This window comes from Methanobacterium veterum, from assembly GCF_000745485.1.
GTDB lineage: Archaea > Methanobacteriota > Methanobacteria > Methanobacteriales > Methanobacteriaceae > Methanobacterium_D > Methanobacterium_D veterum.
The window spans coordinates 14,313-38,314 of sequence record NZ_JQJK01000017.1 but is presented as its reverse complement, the minus strand read 5'-3'; the positions used below and the strand labels follow the sequence as shown (position 1 = coordinate 38,314).

Annotated in this window: 19 protein-coding genes; 9 read left to right on the top strand and 10 right to left on the bottom strand. The window is 35.1% G+C overall.

Features of this window, described 5'->3' with window-relative positions; all coding sequences use genetic code 11:
* Positions 1 to 165: 165 nt before the first annotated feature.
* From albA to EJ01_RS09890, 4 genes are all read right to left on the bottom strand, one after another.
* Positions 166 to 438, bottom strand: a complete 273-nt coding sequence (gene albA / locus EJ01_RS09905; RefSeq protein WP_048081930.1) for a DNA-binding protein Alba — start codon at positions 436 to 438, stop codon at positions 166 to 168.
* A gap of 627 nt (positions 439 to 1,065) precedes the next feature.
* A complete protein-coding gene (locus tag EJ01_RS09900) occupies positions 1,066 to 1,827 on the bottom strand; it encodes an ATP-binding response regulator (protein WP_048081929.1) in 762 nt (253 codons plus the stop codon).
* A gap of 19 nt (positions 1,828 to 1,846) precedes the next feature.
* A complete protein-coding gene (locus tag EJ01_RS09895; RefSeq protein WP_245611193.1) occupies positions 1,847 to 2,602 on the bottom strand; it encodes an ATP-binding response regulator in 756 nt (251 codons plus the stop codon).
* Between the two features lie 250 nt (positions 2,603 to 2,852).
* Positions 2,853 to 4,370 carry a 2-isopropylmalate synthase gene (locus EJ01_RS09890; protein WP_048081927.1) on the bottom strand — a complete coding sequence of 506 codons (1,518 nt, stop codon included), beginning with the start codon at positions 4,368 to 4,370 and terminating at the stop codon, positions 2,853 to 2,855.
* 343 nt (positions 4,371 to 4,713) lie between these two features.
* On the opposite strand from EJ01_RS09890, the gene EJ01_RS09885 reads away from it, so the two are divergent.
* The gene (locus EJ01_RS09885) at positions 4,714 to 4,986 is read left to right on the top strand and encodes a hypothetical protein (RefSeq protein ID WP_048081926.1); all 273 of its coding nucleotides are present in this window, start codon (positions 4,714 to 4,716) and stop codon (positions 4,984 to 4,986) included.
* A gap of 73 nt (positions 4,987 to 5,059) precedes the next feature.
* Here EJ01_RS09885 and EJ01_RS09880 read toward each other — a convergent pair whose 3' ends face one another.
* A complete protein-coding gene (locus EJ01_RS09880; RefSeq protein ID WP_048081925.1) occupies positions 5,060 to 5,851 on the bottom strand; it encodes a DUF63 family protein in 792 nt (263 codons plus the stop codon).
* A gap of 105 nt (positions 5,852 to 5,956) precedes the next feature.
* Positions 5,957 to 6,400, bottom strand: a complete 444-nt coding sequence (locus tag EJ01_RS09875) for a universal stress protein (protein WP_048081924.1) — start codon at positions 6,398 to 6,400, stop codon at positions 5,957 to 5,959.
* Between the two features lie 67 nt (positions 6,401 to 6,467).
* On the opposite strand from EJ01_RS09875, the gene EJ01_RS09870 reads away from it, so the two are divergent.
* Entirely contained in the window at positions 6,468 to 6,971 is a 504-nt protein-coding gene (locus EJ01_RS09870; RefSeq protein ID WP_048081923.1) for an archaemetzincin family Zn-dependent metalloprotease, read from the top strand.
* Positions 6,972 to 7,004: 33 nt separating this feature from the next.
* On the opposite strand, the gene EJ01_RS09865 is transcribed toward EJ01_RS09870, so the two are convergent.
* From EJ01_RS09865 to EJ01_RS09855, 3 genes are all read right to left on the bottom strand, one after another.
* Positions 7,005 to 7,688, bottom strand: a complete 684-nt coding sequence (locus tag EJ01_RS09865) for a zinc-ribbon domain-containing protein (RefSeq protein ID WP_048081922.1) — start codon at positions 7,686 to 7,688, stop codon at positions 7,005 to 7,007.
* Between the two features lie 141 nt (positions 7,689 to 7,829).
* On the bottom strand, positions 7,830 to 8,477 hold the full coding sequence (locus tag EJ01_RS09860) for a PHP domain-containing protein (RefSeq protein ID WP_048081921.1): 648 nt from the start codon (positions 8,475 to 8,477) through the stop codon (positions 7,830 to 7,832).
* A 58-nt stretch (positions 8,478 to 8,535) separates the two neighbouring features.
* The gene (locus EJ01_RS09855) at positions 8,536 to 9,564 is read right to left on the bottom strand and encodes a DUF1786 domain-containing protein (RefSeq protein WP_048081920.1); all 1,029 of its coding nucleotides are present in this window, start codon (positions 9,562 to 9,564) and stop codon (positions 8,536 to 8,538) included.
* Between the two features lie 512 nt (positions 9,565 to 10,076).
* On the opposite strand from EJ01_RS09855, the gene EJ01_RS16545 reads away from it, so the two are divergent.
* From EJ01_RS16545 to EJ01_RS09820, 7 genes are all read left to right on the top strand, one after another.
* Positions 10,077 to 12,536: a chitobiase/beta-hexosaminidase C-terminal domain-containing protein gene (locus EJ01_RS16545; protein ID WP_052376045.1), complete on the top strand. Its 2,460-nt coding sequence runs from the start codon at positions 10,077 to 10,079 to the stop codon at positions 12,534 to 12,536.
* Positions 12,537 to 12,656: 120 nt separating this feature from the next.
* On the top strand, positions 12,657 to 12,836 hold the full coding sequence (locus tag EJ01_RS09845; protein WP_048081919.1) for a hypothetical protein: 180 nt from the start codon (positions 12,657 to 12,659) through the stop codon (positions 12,834 to 12,836).
* 861 nt (positions 12,837 to 13,697) lie between these two features.
* Positions 13,698 to 16,964: a PAS domain S-box protein gene (locus EJ01_RS16540; protein WP_052376043.1), complete on the top strand. Its 3,267-nt coding sequence runs from the start codon at positions 13,698 to 13,700 to the stop codon at positions 16,962 to 16,964.
* Positions 16,965 to 17,234: 270 nt separating this feature from the next.
* Positions 17,235 to 18,527, top strand: coding sequence for a TrpB-like pyridoxal phosphate-dependent enzyme (locus EJ01_RS09835; RefSeq protein WP_048081918.1), 1,293 nt, complete (start codon positions 17,235 to 17,237; stop codon positions 18,525 to 18,527).
* Between the two features lie 239 nt (positions 18,528 to 18,766).
* A complete protein-coding gene (locus tag EJ01_RS09830) occupies positions 18,767 to 19,987 on the top strand; it encodes a bifunctional 5,6,7,8-tetrahydromethanopterin hydro-lyase/3-hexulose-6-phosphate synthase (RefSeq protein ID WP_048081917.1) in 1,221 nt (406 codons plus the stop codon).
* A gap of 102 nt (positions 19,988 to 20,089) precedes the next feature.
* Positions 20,090 to 20,470: a carbonic anhydrase gene (locus EJ01_RS09825; RefSeq protein ID WP_048081916.1), complete on the top strand. Its 381-nt coding sequence runs from the start codon at positions 20,090 to 20,092 to the stop codon at positions 20,468 to 20,470.
* Positions 20,471 to 20,709: 239 nt separating this feature from the next.
* Positions 20,710 to 21,300: a flavodoxin family protein gene (locus EJ01_RS09820; RefSeq protein WP_048081915.1), complete on the top strand. Its 591-nt coding sequence runs from the start codon at positions 20,710 to 20,712 to the stop codon at positions 21,298 to 21,300.
* 36 nt (positions 21,301 to 21,336) lie between these two features.
* Here the strand turns inward: EJ01_RS09820 and EJ01_RS09815 are convergent, their stop codons facing one another.
* Positions 21,337 to 23,967, bottom strand: a complete 2,631-nt coding sequence (locus EJ01_RS09815; RefSeq protein WP_169740458.1) for an Ig-like domain-containing protein — start codon at positions 23,965 to 23,967, stop codon at positions 21,337 to 21,339.
* Between the last annotated feature and the right edge of the window lie 35 nt (positions 23,968 to 24,002).

Here is a 24,002-nt window from a genome sequence, read left to right as displayed (position 1 = left end):
TTAAATACAAACTAAAATTAAATACTGATTTTATTAAACCTAAAATTAAGGAATACTTTAATCTTTAAAAAAATATTATACTTTAAAATAAGTTTTGATAAACAGACCTAAAATTAAAAGGAAAAATGAAACCATCTGGTTTCTTTTTTGGAGCTAACAAGAATATTATTTAGTGAGCTGTATTTCAATAGCTGAAACGTTTGTTGCTGCGCCTTCGTTGCTCATGATTTCTTCTGTGCATATATCTATAGTTCCGAGTTCTACATCCGATATGAACCTATTTCTTACGATTTCAGCGACGTCGACCACCCTGCTTATGGCCCTTCCACGTGCTTTTAAGATAACTTCTGAAGTTCCGCCGTTCATTTGAGTTACGACAGCTAAAACATAGTTCATTACGGGTTTATTTCCAATGTATACAACATTTTCCTCTGACATCACTTTACCTCCAAAGAATAACCATGTTAATTTGGTCTAATATTACTATAATTCCTTAATTAATATATATAGTTTATGTTTTGCATACTCAACTTTAAATTCCAGGATCAATAAAATAAAATGGTTACAGCCAATAATTAAATGTGATAATCATTAATAATACAATATTGGACAAAAAATCTCTTAAATCGTTTTTAAAACTAAATTAACTATTTTTATCGGGATTAATATTGCCGACCCAAGTATTACTAATTAGGAACTATATTATTCCGCCTTTTTAGTTCATTAATTAATCATAATAGGCAATCTAAAATCTATTTTAGTTTTATCCCGAGATTTAAATCCTTTAAGATACTACTAACCCATCTAAAAAACATATTTTCCAGATTATTTACAATTATCATCTATATTTAAAATAAAGCTCATGTTCACAAAATCTTCGGTTTTTTGAGAGATTTTTACATGTCCATGAACCTGTGCATGAGTTATACTTTAGGTTAAATTGTAATTTTAATTGATTATAGGAATTAACCCTAAAAAATACAATTTAATTAACCAGACACACGAAAATGAAACGATATTATTTACACAACATTCTGGGCATGAGCGTGAGAATAAAATTAATATTTAATTTAACCTGTACTTTCTAAATACCACAGCTAAACCATCAGCATTACCTTTTTCATCTTTAATAGGAGTAGTACTGCCACTTACAAGTAATTTAGTTCCATCTTTAGCTATTATTACCGTTTTATCAAAGAAATCAGTTGAAGTATTCCCTTGTTCAATGTTTGTGGATTCTTTACTCAAAATTTTTAATATTTTATCCAAATCTTCACCTATAGCTTCTTCCTGTATCCACCCTGTAAGATCCTCAGCAACAGGATTCATATACTTAATCCTACCTTTAGAATCTGTAGCTATTACAGCGTCGCTTACACTTTTAAGTATCGCAGCAAGCCATTGTTCACGATTTCTAAGTCTTTTTTCAATTTTATGGTTGTAAAGAGCTATCTCTATGGTAGTGTTCAATTCACTCTCTTCAAAAGGCTTGGTAAGAAAGCCAAACTGTTCTTTAAGAAGATATCCTGCAGGTTCCGTCATTTTAGCTCTTTGCACAATACCCGCATTTGAATATGCAGTTAAATAAATTACTGGAATATCATAACGTTCCCTGATTTGTGTTGCAGCCTCTATACCATCCATTTCACCCTCAAGCTTAATGTCCATAAGAACAAGATCCGGCTGAAGCTCCCCTGCCTTACGAACCGCATCCTCGCCAGAAAAAACTAAATCGGCAACTCCATATCCTGCACTTTCCAGTGCATTTTGTATATCCTTTGCGGTAATCCTCTCATCCTCAACAACCATAATTTGAGCGGCTGCCATATTTTACCCCCTATAACAATTATGTTAAATTACAGAAAACTAAAGTCATCCCATTTATATTTCCCTTATTATCAGTAATATGGCTTAAATTAGCTTTAACTGGAATTCTTGCCCCATTTTTATTGTTTAACATGATTCGATCCATGGAATAGTCACTAACATCAACTCTTAATTCGTTAATGTCGAATTCATCCTTTTGAACTTTAAAAACATCAACTAAATCTCTGTTAACAGCTTCTTCCCGTATCCATCCAGTAATGTCTTCTGCAATACTGTTCATAAATCTAATTTTTCCATTTTCATCTGTGGCAATTAAAGCTTCATTTACACTTTCAAGCATTGTCTCCAACCATTGATCATGATTTTTTTCCATTTTATGCCTGTAAAGAGTTAATTCAATGATAGTATGTAATTCGCTCTCTTTAAATGGTTTATGGACAAATCCCGAAGGTTCTTTAAGAACATAACCCGATGGTTCTGTCCTTCTTGCCCGTTCTAAAGTATCTTCATCTGAATATGCAGTCAAATAAATAACCGGTATATCAAAGCGCTTTTTAATTTCTCCTGCGGCCTCTATACCATCCATTTCACCCTCAAGCTTAATGTCCATAAGAACAAGATCCGGCTGAAGCTCTGTCGCTTTACAAACAGCGTCTTCACCCGAATGAACCACTGCAGGTACTTCGTATCCCAAACTTTTAAGGCCATCCTTTATGTCCTCTGCGGTAATCCTTTCATCTTCAACAACCAGAATTCTTGCGTTACTCATTGACATGCCTCTACCTTTTACAAATTAATTTATCATTTTGCATTTACGCATATTAATACTTTGATCATTTAAACACTTTAATACACTCATAAAAATTTAAATTTGTGTTATTAAATATCCTAAAATCAATGGCATTAATATTTTAAACACGAAATAATAGTTTAAAAATAAAAAAAATGTTAAAACAGTCCCGCTTACTATTTTAAAACATATATAACCTAAATATTCTTTAAATAGCGGTACTGTCTAACCAGAGTTATCTTAAGATCAGTATTTTGTTTATTGCGTCCAGGACTGCTTCAACACTTGCCATGACAATATCTTCAGTTGTAGATCGTCCAGTTGCTTTGTTACCTTCTTTATCCCCCATTATAACAAATACCTCAGCAAGAGCATTAGTTCCTCCAGTTATAGCCTCTATGTTATATTCCTGAAGTTCTATATCTGCAGTTTCACTTACAGCACGTTGAATAGCATTTATTGCGGCATCTACAGGACCTACACCCGTTTTTGCAGCGGTTTTACTTTTTCCATTAATGCTGAGCTTAACTGTAGCTGTAGGCAGTACGCTGTTTCCAGTCATTACTGAAAATCCTTCCAGTTTTACTATTTCTTCTTTTGCCCTTCCCAGAATACTTTCAGCTATAGCCCTTAAATCAGCATCGGTGACACATTTACCCTTATCCCCAAGTGCTTTAACCTGATTAAATACTTTATCAAATTGATTCTTATCTAAATCTATTCCATATTCTTCAAGTTTTGCCTTTATAGCATTTGCACCTGTATGTTTCCCTAAAACTATTCTTCTTGTGTGACCTACCATTTCAGGCGTTATTGGCTCGTATGTTTCCGCTTTTGCAAGCACTCCATGCACATGTATTCCTGCCTCATGGGCAAATGCATTTTCTCCCACAATAGCTTTATTTGGAGGCATTTTAACCCCTGTAATTCTTGAAACAAATTCTGAAAGGTTTACAAGACCTTCAGTTTTAATATTCATTTTCAGGTTGTATTGAGTGATAAGAGCCATTACAACCTCTTCCAGAGATGCGTTTCCAGCTCGTTCGCCTAATCCATTTATAGTTGCATGAACCTGATCAGCTCCTGCCTCTACAGAGGCAAGAGAGTTTGCAACTGCAAGTCCAAAGTCGTTATGGCAGTGCACGCTAATTGGAACTTTCAGTTCCGATTTAAGTTCTCTTATAAGCCATTTCATAGAAGTTGGGACCATAACACCCACAGTATCTGGAACATTGATGCAGTCCACACCTGCATCCTCAACTGCATTATAAATTTCCTTTAAATAATCAAGTTCTGTTCTTGTAGAGTCTTCTGCTGAAAATTCAGCTACAATACCATGATCTTTTATATACTCTACTGCATCTACTGATTTACTTAAAATCTCTTCTTTACTCATTTTAAGTTTGAATTCTCTGTGAAGGGGAGATGTACCAATAAACGTATGTATGTAATCCACGTCAGCATCAATTGCTGCGTCCAGATCACCTTTTAATGGTCTTGCCAAACCACAAATCTGGGCATTTAACCCAAGTTTAAGGATTTCACCAGCTGCTTCTACTTCACCACTGGATGAAGCAGGGAATCCAGCTTCTATTACATTAACACCAAGTTCATCAAGCCTTTTTGCAATTCGTATCTTTTCATCTACGGTCATTGCAACCCCTGGTGTTTGCTCACCGTCTCTTAGCGTTGTGTCAAATATTTTCACCGTTTCCGGCAGGTTCATCTCGTTTTTTACGTTTTCTATATACATATCTTATTTCTCCTTTTGGTTTGGCAATTTGTAAATTGTTCAAGCACAATCTATAACTTCTGCTTTAACAGTCCACACAATAAGTATGACAACAACCGATATTAAAAATGATCTCCCGTCCAGATTTTATGAGCATATGAAGCGTCAGGAATCAGCAGTTCGCGAATTAGGATCATGCAAAATTTGAGCAAAATTCATTGAAAATATATGAAAATTAGTGTAAATTGAAAAAAAACTTTGCAAAAGGTTAAAAACATTTGAAATAGAATCATCATAACACAATAGTCTAACAAATAACGGGGTGAATATTACGTTTAAAGAAGATATTGACTGGTTAAAAGAAATGAATGAAAAAATTAGTGATAAAGAACTTGATATAATACATGAAGTTGATAATATTGTTCTTGAAACAAGTGAAGCTCATTCTTTAGAATTAAACCATTATATAAAAATTAATCACGAGGAATCCAACATAACAATTGAATTATCTGTTTCACCACACGCGCTAATTCCTAATGAAGCCATTGATGAAATTGGAGAACAGTTAGGATCTACTGAAACTTTTATTCAATATGTTGACACCAATAAATTAAGTTTGATTTTTAAATTTGATTAATTAATTCTTTTTATTTACTTTTGAATTTTCAATTATAAATTTTCTATAATTGATCCTGACTGTCCCAAGGCAATTATGTGCCTATACTTAAGCTCAAGAAATCTCTAAGGCCTGGTGCAAGTCCTAAAATAAATATGGCCAGCTTTAACATATTTTTGATGGTATTATCTTCAACATATTCATCTACAACATAAAGAGCTGCTAATATAACTCCTATTTTTAAAGGAAACATCACTGCTGCTGTTCCTGTAATATTCATAAGTGCAGTTGGAAGAACATGCTGCTCCCCATAGCCGTAAAAATCAATTGCAATAAAAGTTGCTGATGCATCAAATAAATGGGCTGAAAGAATTCCTAAATTAAATTTATCCTTTAAAAGAGCCCATTTTCTTCCTATAAGTGCGAATATTGAAGTCATCACTGCCCATGTTCCAACAACCTCAAAAAATGTAACCCAATTTAGATGGTTAATACTTAAAATATTAGGAATACACAAAACGGTTCCCACGATCAGTATGAAGTACCTGTAATCAAATTTAGTTTTCCTTTCTACATAAACAGATAGCAGCAGCGTGGCAATTGCTGCAAAGCCCGTTAAAATATATATTCCTGGCGTAACAAGACACAGGACAAGGGGATAAATTCCATTATCTACAAGTGCCCTTGCACTTGATCCAAAGAATATGAAGGGAACTAAAGGGATGAATAGATCTTTTGGATCCTTTTTAATGTATTTAAACATCTTTATAATCAGTATAACAGCAATTCCAAGTATAATTCCAAAAACTACCGTATTTAGAATGGTATATCCCGGATGAGTGTACAGGAAATTTTGCTGTATGAACTCTGAAATATCTGAAAGCATAGATTTAATAGAAATTTGAATAATTTAAGTTTTTTTATACAGCTACTAAAAAAGTAAATTAAATTAAAATTTATAAATTTAGATTAATGCTCGATTTTCAGCTTATTAAGAGACCACATTGACAGGGATCTTCGCTTTCCTCACTACTCTGTCAGCGGTGCTTCCAATCAAGAATTTTTCTATACCGTGTTTACCAGATTTTCCAAGTACTATCTGATCTACACCTTCCTCTTCGGCAGTTTTAATTATGATATCAGCAGGTCTGCCTTCTTTAATCATGGTGATAATATTAACATTTGGACACGTACCTGCACACTGTTCTTCTTCTATCCTTTTTTTAAACTTTTCAACAGCCTCTTTTCCCTCTTTTTTTAAGTTTTCATTAAGCTGATCCCTTAAATCCTGCTGTGGTAATGCATTCAAGTAATCTGCATCAATTACATATAAAACTATGATAGTACCGCCCAAACTCGCCATTGAAATCGCTTCTCCCCCTGCTTTTTCCGCCTGTTTGGAATTATCTGTAGCTAATAACATTTTCTCGACCATAGATTTACCTCCAAATGATTAATATTCCTACTACATATTATGTATAAAAAAGGATAAATAATATACTATGGAAATTCTCATACAGTCCATTGGAACAGTAGAAAACAAGCTTCTCAAAATGCTTGAAAAACCTCTAGAAAAAATATTTGGTATTAGCTGCCATGTATCAAATGATATCTTAGAGATACCTGAAAGATCTTATAACCCCTCTAGAGACCAGTACCATTCAACAGAAATCCTTTATTCTATGATGAATATCCTAAAAAGAGATTCTAATCATATTCTGGGAGTAACAAATGTAGACTTATATGCTTCACGGCTAAATTTTGTCCTTGGAGAAGCTGAATATCCCGGAAATTTTGCAATAATATCTGTAAATAGATTAAAAAGTCCAAATAAAAAATTATTTTTAAAAAGAGTTTTAACAGAAGCTGTACACGAGTTAGGCCATACTTTTGGACTTTCCCACTGCAAAAATCACCTTTGCGTCATGCATTTCAGCAACAGCGTTGTAGAAACAGATATAAAAGGCCCGGGATTTTGCAGTGACTGTTTAAGCAAGCTTTTTTAGTTATAAAAAATTGATTTTAGTTCTCTTAAACTGTTAACCCAGTTTATCAAGATATTTACTTTTAATTTTTTGGTATTCTTCCTCAGATACCGCGCCCATATCAAGTAATTCTTTTGCTTTTTTAATTTCATCAAGAATATTGAATTCTGCAGCCTGTTCAGGAATATCTTTCATTCCGCCATTAGATTCACTATCGATTTCTGTATCTAACGCCGCTTCTTTATCATTACCATCTTTTATAGTTAACAGAACTTCTTTTTCACTGCTCATTTCCATATCAAATGAGTTTGCGTTTTCATTTGGGGCTTCTTTTAAGTTAGCTCCACAGCCAACACAAAATTTAGAACCAGAATTATTCTTAAAGCCACATTTCTGACAAATAAGAGAATTCATATCAATTTCATCCGCTTCAGATGTGTTTACGCTGTTTTCAAGTAAGTTGGTTCCACAACCGATACAGAATTTGGAACCTATTTTATTTTCAGTTCCGCAGCCTGGGCACACAATCAAGTTAGACTTAGGTTCATTTATTTTAAGAGTGTATACGGGGGGTTTACTTAGTTCATTTCCGCAACCAATACAAAATTTCGCGTTTTCAAGATTTACAGCGTGACATTTTGAGCAAATAACTTCGTCTTCTTTATCAAATTTTTCATCTGGATTTATGCCTCTCCTCCTCAATTCCAGCCTTCTCTTTATTTCTTCGTTTGAAACCATGGTTTTCCCTCTCATTCCAATGAGTATAACACTGAATATTAAATTGTCAAAGATTATTTTAAACTTTTCTAAAGTTTTCAGTACATTATCCGCACCATATATTCTTAGGCCCCTATCTAAAGTATGCTACTCCCATAACTTTTAAATCCGCTTAATCTTCTTATTGATAACTTCCTTTATTATCAAAGGCAGGGGAGTTCTATCTCCAAACACATTGGTTTTTCCAGATAAAATTGCCTCTATTATACTATCAACAGAAAAATCAGCATCAAATTCTGTAACACAGCTTCCAATTGCACCCAGAAAATGTGCATCACTTGCACCAATTTGAGGTATTCCCCTCTCCTCAGCAAGATTTTTTGCCTTCCAGTTGGAATATCCAAAGATATACCTTGAGTTTAATGTTTCCATAGCATCTATATCTAACTTTTTGATTCTATCGCATAATCCTTCCCTGTAACGCACAAATGGGTGCGGGGCAATAGCAATTCCGCCAGCTTCCCTTATTGCCTCAACTGTTTCTTCAGGAGACAAGCCTCTTTTTATCTCTTCATTTATTCCTATTGCTACTATATGGCCTTTGCTGCTGCTTACTTCCATTGCAGGCAGTACTATAAAATCTTCCATATCTTTAGATTCTTCAATTCCAACCATTGAGCCTTTAATGCTGTTATGATCAGCTATAGCAATTGCATCTAACCCTATACTTCGAGCCTTCTTAATTATATCTCTAGGACGCGCTGTTGAGTCACTAGAGTACGTACTATGTATATGTGGATCTAATATCATTTATAAATCCCCTTATTTTTCGTATTTTTCAGACACATACATCCTTAATACATAAAAATTAACCATTTTTGGATTGAATAGCCTTTATAAGTCCTGCAGGTCCTGTCATCATCACATCTCCTGCAGGAGCTGCATAATGCACATTAAAATCTGTCTTCTCTAAAACGTTTCTGCGGGGCCCTGTTGCAACTATAGCTTCAAAATCACCTATTGGTTTTAAAGACCATGCCCCATGACCGTGATCTTCATGTACTTCTTCATGAGTTATAGTTCCATCTGCAAGTTTATTAACAAATAGATCTATCTTATCTGGTGTCATATTACGAGTATGGTGTTCAAATACGCCCACTATTTTTCCCCCGTCAAATGCTGCCGCCAGAGTATGGCCGTTTCCAATATCCATAACTATGAACTTTTCAAGGGTTTTTACATACCTGTCGCATGTTGCACCGCAGACAGACGCGAATTTAGAATCCATTACAGCAGTGTTATAATTGTTAAATGACCGCAGCACTGCATTAATCCTTGTAAAATAAGATGGAGCTTCACCAAAATATGCAAACTCTTCTGGCCCTTTTGGGACGTCCAGTTTTTCCCTTATTTTCATGAATCTGAAATCTCTATCTCCAACACCTTCCATATATCCATGATCCTGGACAGCTACTCCCAAATAATCGAAACTTGGATCTACATCGAATTCAGCCAGTGCACTCTTTATAGCATATAGATCAACATCTTTAAACTCTATTTGAGTTAAATCTGAATATTTTTCTGCTTCAGAGGAGGGTACTATCTCCACCCCTAACGACTTTACATAATCCAAATTGTCTCTTATGGTCCTTGCAGCATTTTCCGTCATGAAAACCTGGTGATCTTTTAAATGTTCCTTTACAACTTTAGTTATAAATCCTCCGCCCATAGTTTCGCCTTTTATAAATAAATCTCCCTTTGATTCGGCTATTCTATCTGCGATTATCCTTGTTGGAGAGGGCATTACCAGTTTTGGAGAATTTTCAATGGACTCCTTGCTGTCATAAAACATGATATCTTGAGTACCTAAACCTACGTCAATGGTTAAAATCTTCATATTAGTATATTTGATTTTATATTATAATAAAGCATCAAATTGGATACATACTTATATTAAGTACCTGTTCAGTATTCGGGAAATAATTCGTTGAACAATTAATACACCGAGTAATATTTAATCCGCATTTTCTTTTTGTATTTTAAACTTTTTAGACATCACACTCTTTAATATCTTCAATAAATTAATCAAACAAGTTTAATTAAGTATTAAGCAGTTTAAATTCATTTATACAAAAAATTAACATGTTTAATCTAGAATTTACATAAATGTGATTAACTATGCCTTGATCATTTATTACTAAATTTTATTATATAGCAAAATTTAAATATGAATCCAAAAATAAGATTATTCCCATAATAGATTTTCAACAAATCTATAAAAATATAATAAATTTACAGTATTATATTTAAAAAATGGGTATACATGACAACCAAGTGTTGCATGAAAATAAAAGATTATTTAACTTATAATATGTAAAGGGGGCGGGAAAAATACGTAAAAGTTATTTAATGTTAATATTGTTTATTTTAGCTTTTTTTATAACTGTCAGCACCGTTTCGGCAGCAAGCGTTACGCCTAATCAGGTTGCCAATTCGTCAACTGCTGTTAAAAATTATGTAGATACAAACCACAAGCTTCCAGGGAGCGTTAATATATCTGGAAATAGTGTGAACATGTCCAATTATTTAGGAGTCTCAACATCAGCGATATTGAACATCAATAAAAGTTCAAGCGCTGCAATTACAATAAAAAATTTTGGAAGTGCGGCTTCTCCTTCAGAAACCATCACAACGCAGACCCTCAGCAAAGCAGAATACTTAGACATGGCAAACCGCGTAAGGTCCTACCTGGACAAAAATGGACGTGCGCCTAATTATGTTACTCAAACCAGTACTGGAAAAACCATCCGTTATGAATCCATGATTTACATGTTTTCACAGGTTTTGAGCTATTACAATACCAATAAAGTTCTACCAAGCAGCGTTACAGTAAAATCATGGGCAACTGTCACCTCAAATTCAAATATAATAGGCAGTACGAGTTATGGATATGTGGAAAAGAAAATTTACGGAAATAAGAGCGCTAAGCAGACCATAGTCCTTATAATCGGCATGCACCCCCAAGAAAATGGAATACACACTGCCATTTATAATGTCATAACAAGTAAATCTTCCCAGCTCACTAAAAGATACGTTCTTTACTACATTCACGTGACTAAAGATGCCAGCGATTACAGCAAAGGAAGAATGAATGGTCAGCTATTAGGCCAGAAATTTATAGTCCCCGATGTTGCTAATGAACATCCAATGTTGGTTCTGGACAACCATGAAAATCATGGTGCAGACAGCGGATACAAATATTACAGGTTTTTATATCCAATTTCAAAAACCACGACTACTACAAAATATGCCAATGAAATAATCAGTCAAATGAAATTAATCAACTCAAAAGCATCCAAATTATTGATATATACTCCTCCAAATCCAACAAGCCCTCAATATGTCACAGTACCAATTGCAAATAAAGGAATAACTACAATAATCTACGAAACTTACCTCAGCGATTCAGCAGCACAAAAAGCAGTCGATGCAAACGCTATTATCGGTGCATTAGAAAGTTTAGATAAACCAACAGATACTAAAAGCCCAACCGTAACTGTCAATCCTGCAGGAGGCACATTTAACACTCCACAAACTATTACCTTAACCACCAAAGACCTGGACAGCAGCACAACAACAACTTACTACACCACAGACGGATCTGACCCACAAACAAGCACTACTCGAACTGCATATACTGCTCCAATAACTCTTAGCAGTAATACAACTCTTAAATTCTCCGCAGTTGACCCTGCAAACCACTGGAGTCCAGTTTACACCCAAAATTACGTAATTGATTCTACAATACCACTGATAACTGCTGATATTAATGGAGGATCCTATAAAACCTCTCAAACAGTCACTTTAACTACTACATGCCCAGGCAGTACTTATACAACTTACTACACCACAGATGGAACTATACCAACTACAGCAAGTACTCCTTACACCGGATCAATCGAAATAACCAAAACAACAACACTTATATCTGCTGCAGTCAATGAATTCGGCATTTGGGGCCCAATATTTAATCAAACTTATATAATCGACAGCAGTATTCCAACAGCAAATGCCAGCCTTGATGATGGTGCATTTAATACGTCAAAAACCGTTACTTTAACTGCTAAAGATGACGACAGCGACACAACAATTTACTACACCACAGACGGATCTGACCCACAAACAAGCAGTACACGTGTGAAATATACTTCACCGATTACTATAAACTCCACAACTACTTTAAAATTCTATGCAGTTGATGCAGCAGGAAATCCATCAGATGTTTACACCAGAAGCTACACTATTGACAAAACAGCTCCTATTGCATGGGCAGATTATAAAACTGGATCTTACAATACCAGCAAGTCTATTAATTTGATGACAAACGAAGTTGCAAGCATTTATTACACTACAGACGGAAGCACACCAACTACAGCAAGTAAACTATGCACAGGGCCAATTTCAATAACATCCACAACCACATTGAAATTCATTGCAATCGATAAATTAGGGAATAAATCCCCAGTTTACACAGAAAAATACACCATTGACAAAACAGCGCCAAAAATAACCTCAACATATCCTAAAAACGGAGCTACAAGATATTCAAGAACAGCTGCTATCACCATTAAGTTCAGCGAAAACATCAAAGCAGGCATTAACTGGTCCAAAGTTTACATTAAAAATATGAAAACAGGAAAAGTAGCCGCAATAAGTAAAAGCATAAGCGGTAACACATTGACCCTTAAAATGAACTTAAGGAGATATGGTTACACATGGTACCAGGTTTACATTCCAGCGTCAGCAATTAAAGATGCTGCAGGGAATAATTTAGCTAAAGGTTATGTTTTTAAGTTTAAAACAGGGTGATAAACCCATTCTCTATTTTTTAAAATACTAAAACTAATAAAGGAATATAAAAAAATAAACTACTCCACTATCTGGATTTCATTTTTTTAATGGTTTATTGCATTATAATTGGAGATTATTATGTTTGATGCAATTTTTTATCTTAAATTAATAATATCATGTGTGGGTTTTATACTTGCAATCTTTTTTATTATACGGGAATATAAGATAAATTCTAAAAGATACAAATACGGACTTTTACCTGCCATTGGATTTTTCTTAGCAGGAATTTTACAACTTATCAGCGCTTTAACATATTAAATGCTTTCCTTAAACATAAAACTTTAAATGAAAAGAACAGGATACTGTGATTTAATGAATATAAAGAAAGAAACTGTTTCAATTATTCTGGTTTTCATCTTTTTAACTGCATGTTCTATTACACTCCACAATTACCTATTTCTCACATTTTACGTAATTATGAGTCTTATTGTGTATGATTGGTATAATTGTGTATGATTGGTATAGAAAAAATCCTACAAAACAAAACAAAAATTTATTTTACTTATATTGTATTATCTACTTTTTAGTAGGGATTGGATTTCTTTTAATGGAATACACACTCCAATAACTCATAATAGTAATAGAGTCATTCTCCCTACTTAATGAACGGTTAAAATCAAAACATATCATCTATTAGTTAAATTAAACCAATGCTAATAATTTTGAAGGCATTCGAAAACCATAGCCTACAGAACGGAGTTCTGTGGCCCGAAAAATCTCTTAAAATTCTTTGAATTTTTGAGGGATTTTCGGTGCATGCAAAAAATTTCTAAAAGTAAAAATTTTTTAGTACCAAAAAGTATGATACCTCAAACTCTAAATATTAAAATAGAGGGGCGGATCATTTTCCACTACTATTAATTTCCACGTTAATTCCAGATTTAAATAAAAATTCGCCTCTCACACCCCACTTAATGTATTTTAAATCTTATTTTAGCTGTTTAAACTTTAAATTTACTTAAATTACTATTTTAAAATTAAAGAAGTCAAATCAAAAAAGTAGTAGCTCCACATCAAAACTAATTAAAAAGTTTTAAATCTTTAAAACACGTAAATAATAGTAACTTCTTTCTAATTTATCAGATAATATTAATTATTACTTGATGGGAGAGCTATATTTTGAATAAAAAAGACTATATATTCAAAGAAATATTTGATAAGTCCCCCATCGGCATTTTTTGTTATGATAAAAAAGGGAAAATAATCAATGCTAACCCGACCGCCTTAAAAATAGCAGGTATAGACGCCATAGATAATTTTAAAAAAGTTAATTTATTTGATAACCCTGATATAGCATCAAAAAAGTCCGAATTACTTGAAAAGGGATTAATTAAGTTCCAATCTCAATTGAATTATGATGATATAAAAAATAAAGGATTTTATGTTCCCACAAGATCAGGAACTGCTTTTATTGATTGGACTGTTTCTGTTACTGGTTCTAACTTTTTAGTTCAAATTCAAGATATTACTGAGCATGAAAAAGCTGAAAAAGAATTCAAAAAAGAACAAGAGCTTTTAAATGCCATAATTGATACCATTCCAGTAATGATTTCTATTTATGACCCTGAAATCGAAGTATTGAAAATAAATAAAGAAACTGAGAAGATCACGGGCTGGACTCAAGAAGATATGAATCATATTGATCTTATGACAGAATTATATCCTGATCCAGATTATCGTAGAGAAGTAGAAGAATACATGCAGTCCCTCACTCCAGGTTGGAAAGAACTAATTATGAATACAAAGGACGGCTCCAAAGTTGATTCATTATGGGCAAATGTCAATATTAGTGATGGGAGAAATGTAGGGATCGGATTAGATATTAGGGATCGTAAAAAATCGGAAGAAGATTTAAAAAGACACGCTGCGTTATTAGATATTTCATATGAAGCTATTTTTTCATGGAGTTTTGAAGAGGGGATATTATCCTGGAACCGGGGTGCTGAAAGGCTTTATGGATACAATAAAGAAGAATCAGTTGGTAAAATCAGCCATAACTTACTTAAAACTAAATTTCCTGTTGAATTTGGTGAATTTATTAAAAAACTCGCTGATGAAAAAATGTGGACAGGAGAACTAATCCACACAACAAAAGAAGGAAATGAAATTATTGTAGAAAGCAGACAGCAGTTAATTCAAGATGCTTCAGGTAAGAAAGTTGTTATTGAAACTAACCGTGACATTACTGGGCGTAAAAAATCTGAAAATAAAAACAAATATTTAATAAACGAATTACAAAAATTTACAGAAGAATTAGAGACTTCAAACGAAGAACTGCATGCTGCAGCAAAAGAACTTCATACCGCGAACGAAGAGCTTAAACAAAGCCAAAAACTGATGCAAGACACGATCAATGGGTATCCATCCATTATCTTTGTTAAAGACCTTGAAGGGCGGTTTATAAATATTAATAATAAATTAGAAGACTTACTTGGAGTTTCAAATGAGGAATTGATAGGTAAAACCGACTATGATCTCTTTCCTACAGAAGAAGCCGAATATTACAGGGCCCACGATAGAAAAGTGCTTGAGGAAGGCAGGGTAATAACTATTGAGGAAGAAACAGACCTAACAGACGGCCACCATATTTTCCTTGCAAATAAATTCCCAATATATGATATTGATGGCAATCCTTACGGTGTAGGCTCTATTTCCACAGATATTACAGAAATTAAAAAATATGAAATGCAAATTAACAGGCAAAATAAATTGTTAAACGGCATAAACAAAGTATTTCAGCAGTCTTTAATCTGTGAAACTGTTGAAGAAGTCGTGGAGAAGTGTCTTGAAGTTGCAGAAGAATTAACAGGCAGTGATTTCAGTTTCATAGGTGAAGTTAATGAAAATAGGCGTTTAGATGACCGTGCTGTAAGTCCTCCAGGATGGGATGCATGTACTGCAGATCCCAAAAAAGCAAGAAAATTACTAAGTAACATGGAAATTGTAAGTTACTGGGGGCGGACAGTAAAAGAAGGGAAAAGTCAAATCGTAAATGACCCCGATTCCGACCCGGATAAACGCGGCATCCCTGAAGGACATCCCCCAATTAAATCTTTTTTAGGAGTTCCACTGAAACAGGGAAATAAAACAATAGGGTTGATTGCTTTAGCGAACAAAGAAGGGGGCTACACTGAAGAAGATAAAGATAATATTGAAACTCTTTCTGTCGCTTTTGTTGAAGCTTTAAAACGAAAGCAAGCTGAAGTAGAATTAAAAGATACTTTAGAACATCTCGAAGAACAGGTTGAAGAATGTGCATTAAAATTAGAGGATGCTTATGAAACTTTAAAGGAAAAAGAGATAAAGTATCGTTCTTTATATGAAAACGCACCTGTAGGTATTTTTCATTCAACATTGGATGGAAAATATATTGATGTTAATCCTGAACTTGCAAAGCTTTTAGGCTATGATTCTCCCGAAGATTTAGTTTCAACCGCCAATAAATCGTCTATTGCAGATGTTATCTATGTCAACAAAGATTTAAGGCCAGGCTTTTTAGAATCTGCTTTGAAAGCAGATACCTGGTTTAAAACCGAAAATCTTTACAGGCGCAAAGATGGAGAAGTCATAATTGGAGACCTTTCTTTTAGAGGTTTCGGGAAAGATAAAGATGAAAATCCATTACTTGAAGGTTTCATGACTGATATTACAGATCGTAAGAGATCAGAAGAAAAATTAAAAGAAATTATATCTGAATTAGAACGTTCAAATAAAGAATTACAAAGTTTCGCTTATATTACCAGCCACGACCTGCAAGAACCGCTTAGAACCATTGCTAGTTATGCTCAACTAATTGAAAGACGTTACAAAGGTAAATTAGACTCTGATGCTGATGAATTCATTGAATTTATGGTTGACGGTTCAAGGAGAATGAAGCAGATGATTCAGGGCTTGCTTGATTATTCACGTGTCGGAACACTAGGGCATGAATTTACAGAATTCGATGCTGAAGATGCTTTAAATTATGCTTTAAGTAATTTAGGATCCGCAATCAGTGAAGTTGATGCTGAGATTACAGATGATGAACTTCCAGTAATTTTTGCAGATAAAGACCAGATAGTACGAATATTCCAGAATTTAATTGGAAACGCCATTAAATTTAGTAGTGATGGAGTGCAACCCAAAATTCATATCTCCTCTCATAAAAAAGACAATGAATATGTTTTCAGTGTCAGTGATAACGGAATCGGATTAGAAAAACAATACAGTGACCAGATTTTTGAAGTTTTCAAGAGGTTACATTCTATTGGAGAATATAAGGGCGCAGGAATAGGTTTAGCAATTGTTAAAAGAATTATAGACCGCCATGGAGGAAGGGTATGGGTTGAATCAGAGCCGTGTGTAGGTTCGACATTTTACTTTACCATACCTACAGAAAAAAATTGAATTATTCACCCTATATCTCCCCCCTCACTTAGAGATACTCACATATACTGACCTATAAAATACCAAATTCACTAATTTTAATGGATCTTATTCCTGGATCATGCCCCTTAATGGTCCCTTAATGCTAATTTAGTATACTGTTTTTATAATCAAAAACCAAAACTTATTCATAATATAAAATCCATAATTATTAAAGTACAGATGTGTACAACAAAGATTTAATAATATCACGGAGTATATGGTCTTAATAAAATTAAATGGTGATTTTTAATGTATAAGGTTACACTATCCTCAAAAGACATACCAAAAAAATGGTATAATATAGCAGCAGACCTACCTGTAGAACTTCCCGCGCCTTCACAGACAGAGGAAGGACAGCAGCTAGGAAATTTGCCGAAAGTATTTTCTAAAGGCGTTTTAGAGCAGGAAATGTCAACAGAAAGATGGATTGAGATTCCAAAAGAAGTAAGAAAAGTTTATAAAATGATCGGAAGGCCAAGCCCTTTATTTAGAGCAACTGGTCTTGAAGACTACCTGGATACCCCAGCTAAAATATACTACAAAAGAGAAGATACTTCCCCAACTGGAAGCCACAAATTAAACACTGCTATTGCACAGGCATACTACGCTAAAAAAGACGGTGTTGAACGTCTTACAACAGAAACCGGTGCCGGGCAGTGGGGTACAGCGTTATCACTTGCATGTTCCATGCTGGGCATGGAATGTACTGTTTACATGGTTAGAGTTTCATTCCAGCAAAAACCATACAGAAAAACCATCATGCAGATATACGATGGAGATGTTATACCTTCCCCAAGTGATAAAACTGAATTTGGAAGAAAAATATTAAGTGAAGACCCAAATCACCCAGGAGCACTCGGAATTGCTATATCTGAAGCTATGGAAGACGCATTACAGGATGAAAAAGCTTATTATTCCCTTGGAAGTGTTTTAAACCACGTTCTCCTCCACCAGACAGTTATTGGTCTTGAAACCAAAAAACAGATGGAAATCGTTGGAGAAGACCCTGATGTAATTGTTGCATGTGTGGGCGGTGGAAGTAACTTCGGCGGAGCTGTTTTCCCATTTGTTAAAGATAAAATTGACGAGAAAATTGACTGTAAATTCATAGCAGCAGAACCTGCATCCTGCCCAACCCTTACAAAAGGAGAGTACAAATACGACTTTGGTGACACCGCAGGTTTAACACCTCTTTTAAAAATGTACACACTAGGACACGACTTCGTACCTCCATCAGTACATGCAGGCGGATTACGTTACCACGGAATGTCCTCACTGGTATCCTTACTTGTACATGAAGGACTTGTAGAAGCCCGTTCAGTAAAACAAGGAGATATCTTCAAGAGCGGAACCACATTTGCAAAATGCGAAGGTGTAGTCCCAGCTCCAGAAACCTGTCACGCCATAAAAATAGGTATGGACGAAGCACTGGAATGTAAAAAGACTGGTGAAGAGAAAAATATTATAATTAACTTCTCAGGACACGGAATGCTGGACCTTAAAGGTTACGACGACTTTATAAACGGCAACCTTGCGGATTAATTCAATTAATCCCTTTCTTTTTCTTTTATTTAGAAATATAATCTTATTTTCAGTTTTTAAAAACGGAACTTAAATTGTTAGTGCTTCCACATCACAATTTAAATTAACAGAAAACTAGAAATATATTCACACCCCCCACAATAAAAATATTAAACCAACATTTATGATTTTAAAAAACTAAAACTATATTTACACTAATTCAATACATTATTTTAGACTAATCTAGGAGGATAACAATTATGTATCATATAGGAGAAGCTTTAATAGGAAGCGGAAATGAAGTAGCTCACGTTGATCTAGTAATTGGGGACAAAAACGGCCCTGCTGGTACAGCATTTGTAAATAATTTAACACAACTATCAATAGGACACACACCCTTACTTTCAGTTATAAGGCCTAACTTACTTACAAAGCCTGCCACATTAATTATACCTAAAGTAACTGTGAAAGATTTGTGCGATGCAGAGAAAATATTCGGCCCTGCTCAGACTGCAGTAAGTAGAGCAGTAGCAGACGCAGTTCAAGAAGGATTAATCCCTGAAGACAAAGCAGAAGATTTAGTAATACTAGCTTCAGTTTTCATACACCCTGAAGCAAGCGATTATCGTAAAATTTATCAGTACAACTACGGGGCAACAAAATTGGCAATAAGAAGAGCAATGGAAGGATACCCTTCAGTTGGAAAAGTTTTAGCTGAAAAAGACCGTGGTGCACACCCTATAATGGGCTTTAAAGTAGTAAAACTATGGAACCCACCATACTTACAGGTTGCGCTCGACTTAGACAACTTTGATGATGTTGAAAGGATAATAAACAGCCTTCCAAACCGTGAAAGAATACTGCTTGAAGCTGGAACACCACTTATTAAAAAATTCGGTGTTGGAGTTATAAGCAAAATCAGAGAACTGCGAAAAGACGCATTTATAATTGCAGACCTTAAAACCCTCGATGTCGGAAGAGTAGAAGTTAAAATAGCTGCAGATGAAACTGCTGACGCTGTTGCAATTTCTGGACTTGGAACCGTCGAATCCATCGAAAAAGCAATCCATGAAGCAATGAAACAGGGAATATATTCCATACTGGACATGATGAACGTGGAAAACTTCGTTGAAAAACTCCAGTCATTAAGATTTAAACCTGACATTGTCCTGTTACACAGAAATGTTGACCTCGAAACCGCTGCAAAAGAACGTGGTGAAGCCGAAGCAGAAGTAACAGAATGGGGTAACATCAACCAGATCAAAGAGATCCTTGGTAAAAACGGACTTGTCGCTGTTGCAGGTGGAATAACACCTGACAAAGTAGATAAGGCACTTACAAGCGGTGCAAGCATCATCATCGTCGGAAGATATATCATAGGTTCCAGAGATGTAAGACGAGCAGCTGAAGACTTCTTAGCTCACATGCCTCAAGACCCTGACACCATGAGACTTGCTCTTGATGAAGACGAAGCAATTTAACTTATTTTTTAAAGCATAGTTTAACTATGCTCAACTACTTTTTTTACTAGATAAACAGTATTTTCACTATTTTTAAGCATTTAATATCCAAGGAGGAAACGCATGACATTTGCCACCTGCCTGAACTGTATAGACGGACGGGTACAACTACCTGCCATTAACTGGATTACAGAAAAATACAATGTAAAATATGTGGACATGATAACAGAAGCGGGAATAGATGGATTTTTAGCAAATAAAAATTCAAACATCGACAGCATCCTTAAAAAAATTGAAATTTCAATTTCAGGACATGGATCTGAAAATATTTTTGTAGTAGGCCATTATGACTGTGCTGGAAATCCAGTTGATGATATAACTCATAAAAAGCAGATTAATACTGCAGTAAATCGAATTAAAAATCTATTTCCTGATTTAAACGTGATAGGCCTGTGGATTAACGAAAATTTTACAGTTGAAGAAAATAATTCAAACAAAAATTGAAAAATTTTTGTGTGCCACAAAACTGTCTAAACTGTAGATCTCAATTTTGCAAATCTTTAATTTGCAACTTTTAGTTTTTTAGCATATGAATATTACAAAAATTTATAATCTTTCAATTAAAAAGAGTCTATCTATTACAAAAGATCAATTATTTAAAATGGAAATTCCCTTCTATCTGGGCATTTCCACACACAAATTTTATTTGTCGGATTAGATACACTATACTCGGAGAGTTAATAATGATAGTAGGTATATGCGGAAGTCCAAGAAAACAAGCTACAGACTATGTTTTAAATGAAGCTTTAAGCATGCTTGAAGATAAAGGATTCGAGACAAATTTTTTCAGCATTAGGGGCAAAGATATTAGTCCTTGCAGACACTGCAACTACTGTTTAAAGAAAAAGGAATGTATAATTAAAGATGATATGTATGAAGTCTATGATTTAATCCGTGAAGCCGAGGGACTTGTATTTGCTTCTCCATGTTATAACGGAGGGATCAGCGCGCAGTTAAAAGCTGTTATGGATAGAACCAGGGCCATGGGTGCAGAAAATATCAACTTTTTAAGAGGAAAGGTCGGTATGGCCATTTCAGTCGGAGGAGATAGACACGGCGGCCAGGAACTTGTAATCCAGCAAATATTTACTTTTTATATACTTAACGGGGCAGTTCCAGTAAGCGGCGGCGCATTTGGGGCCAATTTAGGGGCCACCTTCTGGTCACAAGACACCCTTGAAGGTGTTAAAAATGACACTGAAGGATTTAGAGTCCTTAAAAAAACAGTCCGGAATTTTTCAAACTTCTTAGAGAATGTAGAGCTAGATCTCTAAAGCTAAATTTCTGAAAATAGTAAAAAAAACAGGAATTTAGTATTTCCCTGTTTTAAACTTAAATGTGTACCCTGTAGATAAATTATGATTTGTGTAGTCTTTTACTGCTGCTGCGGGGATATAAACCTGATACCAGTAATAGGCATATCTCCTTGAACTCGTCTTGATATAGAGTGTATTTCCTGAAATCCATTTGCTGATTGAAACTATTTTTCCTGTTTTGAGGTTTTTAACATATATCTTAGACCAGTATGTGCTCGCTTTAATGTTCTGGCTGAATTTAATGTAAATATTTGCAGTTCTTGAGCAGCCTAAAGCGCCGTTTTTTGGATAGGTTGAAGTTACTTTTAGCGGAATTTGCACTGTTTGACTGTCCGTTTTAGCTGCAACGTTGACAATACCTCCTGTTGATCCTGCTTTTAAAGTAGACTTTGCAACTCCATTAACTGTAGATGCTTTACTGCCTATAGTCCCAAATTTAGTGGTAAAGCTTACTGCCATCCCATCAGGGGCATGACCACTTGAATAACTATGGTAACCCCCATTTGAATCATGTAAGAAATCTGCAGTTATAGTTGAGGTCCCCCTTGCTTTAATAGTAGTAGGACTTGCACTTAAAGTTAGAACTAACCAGGGCCCAGTGGTTGCATTATAAACTCTTCCTGATGATGGGCCTGCATTTGAGCCCCACCAGTTGTATTTAACATCTGCTGAACCTTTGTAATTATCTACGTCATCAAGAACGTATCCTGTGCTGGATACATATTGTGGAACTTTGAGGTGGTTTCCAATAATTCTGCAGAAATGTACAGTCAGTTTACCCTCGTTGTAAACAGCGCCACCGTCAGAAGTTGCATTATTGCTTGTTAATGTACTGCCTAACACTGTTAAATTACCCCAATTAGAAATAGCACCGCCTAAATCTCCCACATTACCTGTAAAAGCACTGTAAGTAACAGATAAATTACCATTATTGGAGATTGCACCGCCGTCAAAAGTGTAACTTGAAATTGTACTGACTGCACGGTTTCCTGTAAAAGTGCTGCCGCTGACACTCAATTTACCTATGTTAGAAATGGCACCACCAAAATCTGCAAGATTACCGGTGAATTTACTGGTTTTAACTGTTGCTTCTTTGAAATTGAAAATTGCACCGCCGCCGTATGCCAGATTCATGGCATTTGTACTGACTGCACGGTTTCCTGTGAAAGTGCTGCCGCTGACACTCAATTTACCTTCATTATAGATGGCGCCGCCATAATTTTCCACAGTGATATCTGAGCTGGTTACTTTGTTACCAGTGAAAGTACTGTTAATTACAGTTGCATTACCATCATTGCAAATAGCACCACCGTTAGTTGCGGTGTTGCTGTTGAATTTGCTGTTATTTACAGTTAAAACACCTGAATTTGAAATAGCCCCTCCAATTGAATGTCCTTTTGCACTATTTGCAGCATTAGCTGTAAAATTACTGCTGGTTATGGTTGAATTGCCGGTATTGAATATAGCGCCGCCCATTGCAGTGTTACCTGTAAAATTACTGCCTGTGACAGTTAAATTACCCCCATTGTAGACAGCACCGCCGAAATATGCAGTATTATAATTAAATTCACTTCCATTAATGGTTAAATTTCCACTATTTAAAATAGCACCTGCAGCTGAAGCGTTATTTTTACCATTTGCCGTGTTTCCTGTTAAAGCATTTAATCCAAACTTACAGTTTGTTACAGTTAAATTACCTATATTGAATATAGCGCCGCCCATTGCAGTGTTACCTGTGCTAATAACTTTGTTACCTGTAAAAGTACTATTTTTAATGGTCAAGTTTTTTTCATTACCTATTGCACCACCACCAGATGTGCCGTTGCCTGATGCATGGTTACCTGTAAACGTACTGCCATATATATTCAAAATACCCCCATTAAGGTTCAAAGTACTGTTGTATTCATTGTATATAGCACCGCCTGATGTTACGTTGTTCCCTGCTGCAGTGTTACCTGTGAAAATACTGTTAAGGACTGTTAAGACTCCTAAATTATAAATTGCACCGCCCGCAGTTGCACTGTTGCCTGTGAAGTTACTGGTATCCACGGTCAAATTTCCAATATTAAAAATAGAACCCCCCACAGTCCCATTGTTACCGATTAAATTACCTTTTGCAGCGTTATTTATAAAATCACTGCCAGTAACAGTCAAATCTCCGACATTGTATACAGCTCCGCCGGCAACAGAGTGATTCTTGGATATATATTCACTTGTTGCTGTGTTACCTCTAAAAGTACTGTTAACGATAGTTAAATTCCCAAAATTACAAATGGCACCACCTGCAGTTATATTCTTGTCTGCAAGTGTTAAATTCTGGGTCGCAGTTCCATTTACAAAGGTTAAATTTTTGATAATTACATTTATACCCTTTTGAATGGTGAATATCTGTGCGGAACCTGTACCGTTTATAATTGTGTTCCCTCTTCTTTCCCCAACAATAGTCATATTTTTGTCAATAACGACATCAGTATTATTCTCTCCGGAGTAATGCCCATTTGCAATATTTATTGTCCCACCACTAGTTACGGTTCCTGTAGCGTTTTTAATTGACTTTTTAGGGCCAGACATAGTTAAATCATCCCATATTGATGATTCACCGTTCCAGCTATCATTACCAGTCAAATCACTTACATAAATAATTGACTGATCAGCAGAAA

Excerpts from the sequence above, each read along its gene's own strand:
- EJ01_RS09895 (WP_245611193.1), bottom strand. The coding sequence starts at position 2,602 with ATGTCAATGAGTAACGCAAGAATTCTGGTTGTTGAAGATGAAAGGATT.
- EJ01_RS09865 (WP_048081922.1), bottom strand. The coding sequence starts at position 7,688 with ATGGTTTCAAACGAAGAAATAAAGAGAAGGCTGGAATTGAGGAGGAGA.
- EJ01_RS09860 (WP_048081921.1), bottom strand. The coding sequence starts at position 8,477 with ATGATATTAGATCCACATATACATAGTACGTACTCTAGTGACTCAACA.
- EJ01_RS09875 (WP_048081924.1), bottom strand. The coding sequence starts at position 6,400 with ATGGTCGAGAAAATGTTATTAGCTACAGATAATTCCAAACAGGCGGAA.
- EJ01_RS09835 (WP_048081918.1), top strand. The coding sequence starts at position 17,235 with ATGTATAAGGTTACACTATCCTCAAAAGACATACCAAAAAAATGGTAT.
- EJ01_RS09885 (WP_048081926.1), top strand. The coding sequence starts at position 4,714 with ATGAATGAAAAAATTAGTGATAAAGAACTTGATATAATACATGAAGTT.
- EJ01_RS09890 (WP_048081927.1), bottom strand. The coding sequence starts at position 4,370 with ATGTATATAGAAAACGTAAAAAACGAGATGAACCTGCCGGAAACGGTG.
- EJ01_RS09870 (WP_048081923.1), top strand. The coding sequence starts at position 6,468 with ATGGAAATTCTCATACAGTCCATTGGAACAGTAGAAAACAAGCTTCTC.
- EJ01_RS09880 (WP_048081925.1), bottom strand. The coding sequence starts at position 5,851 with ATGCTTTCAGATATTTCAGAGTTCATACAGCAAAATTTCCTGTACACT.
- EJ01_RS16545 (WP_052376045.1), top strand. The coding sequence starts at position 10,077 with ATGTTAATATTGTTTATTTTAGCTTTTTTTATAACTGTCAGCACCGTT.
- EJ01_RS09900 (WP_048081929.1), bottom strand. The coding sequence starts at position 1,827 with ATGGCAGCCGCTCAAATTATGGTTGTTGAGGATGAGAGGATTACCGCA.
- EJ01_RS09830 (WP_048081917.1), top strand. The coding sequence starts at position 18,767 with ATGTATCATATAGGAGAAGCTTTAATAGGAAGCGGAAATGAAGTAGCT.
- albA (WP_048081930.1), bottom strand. The coding sequence starts at position 438 with ATGTCAGAGGAAAATGTTGTATACATTGGAAATAAACCCGTAATGAAC.
- EJ01_RS09845 (WP_048081919.1), top strand. The coding sequence starts at position 12,657 with ATGTTTGATGCAATTTTTTATCTTAAATTAATAATATCATGTGTGGGT.
- EJ01_RS09820 (WP_048081915.1), top strand. The coding sequence starts at position 20,710 with ATGATAGTAGGTATATGCGGAAGTCCAAGAAAACAAGCTACAGACTAT.
- EJ01_RS09855 (WP_048081920.1), bottom strand. The coding sequence starts at position 9,564 with ATGAAGATTTTAACCATTGACGTAGGTTTAGGTACTCAAGATATCATG.
- EJ01_RS09825 (WP_048081916.1), top strand. The coding sequence starts at position 20,090 with ATGACATTTGCCACCTGCCTGAACTGTATAGACGGACGGGTACAACTA.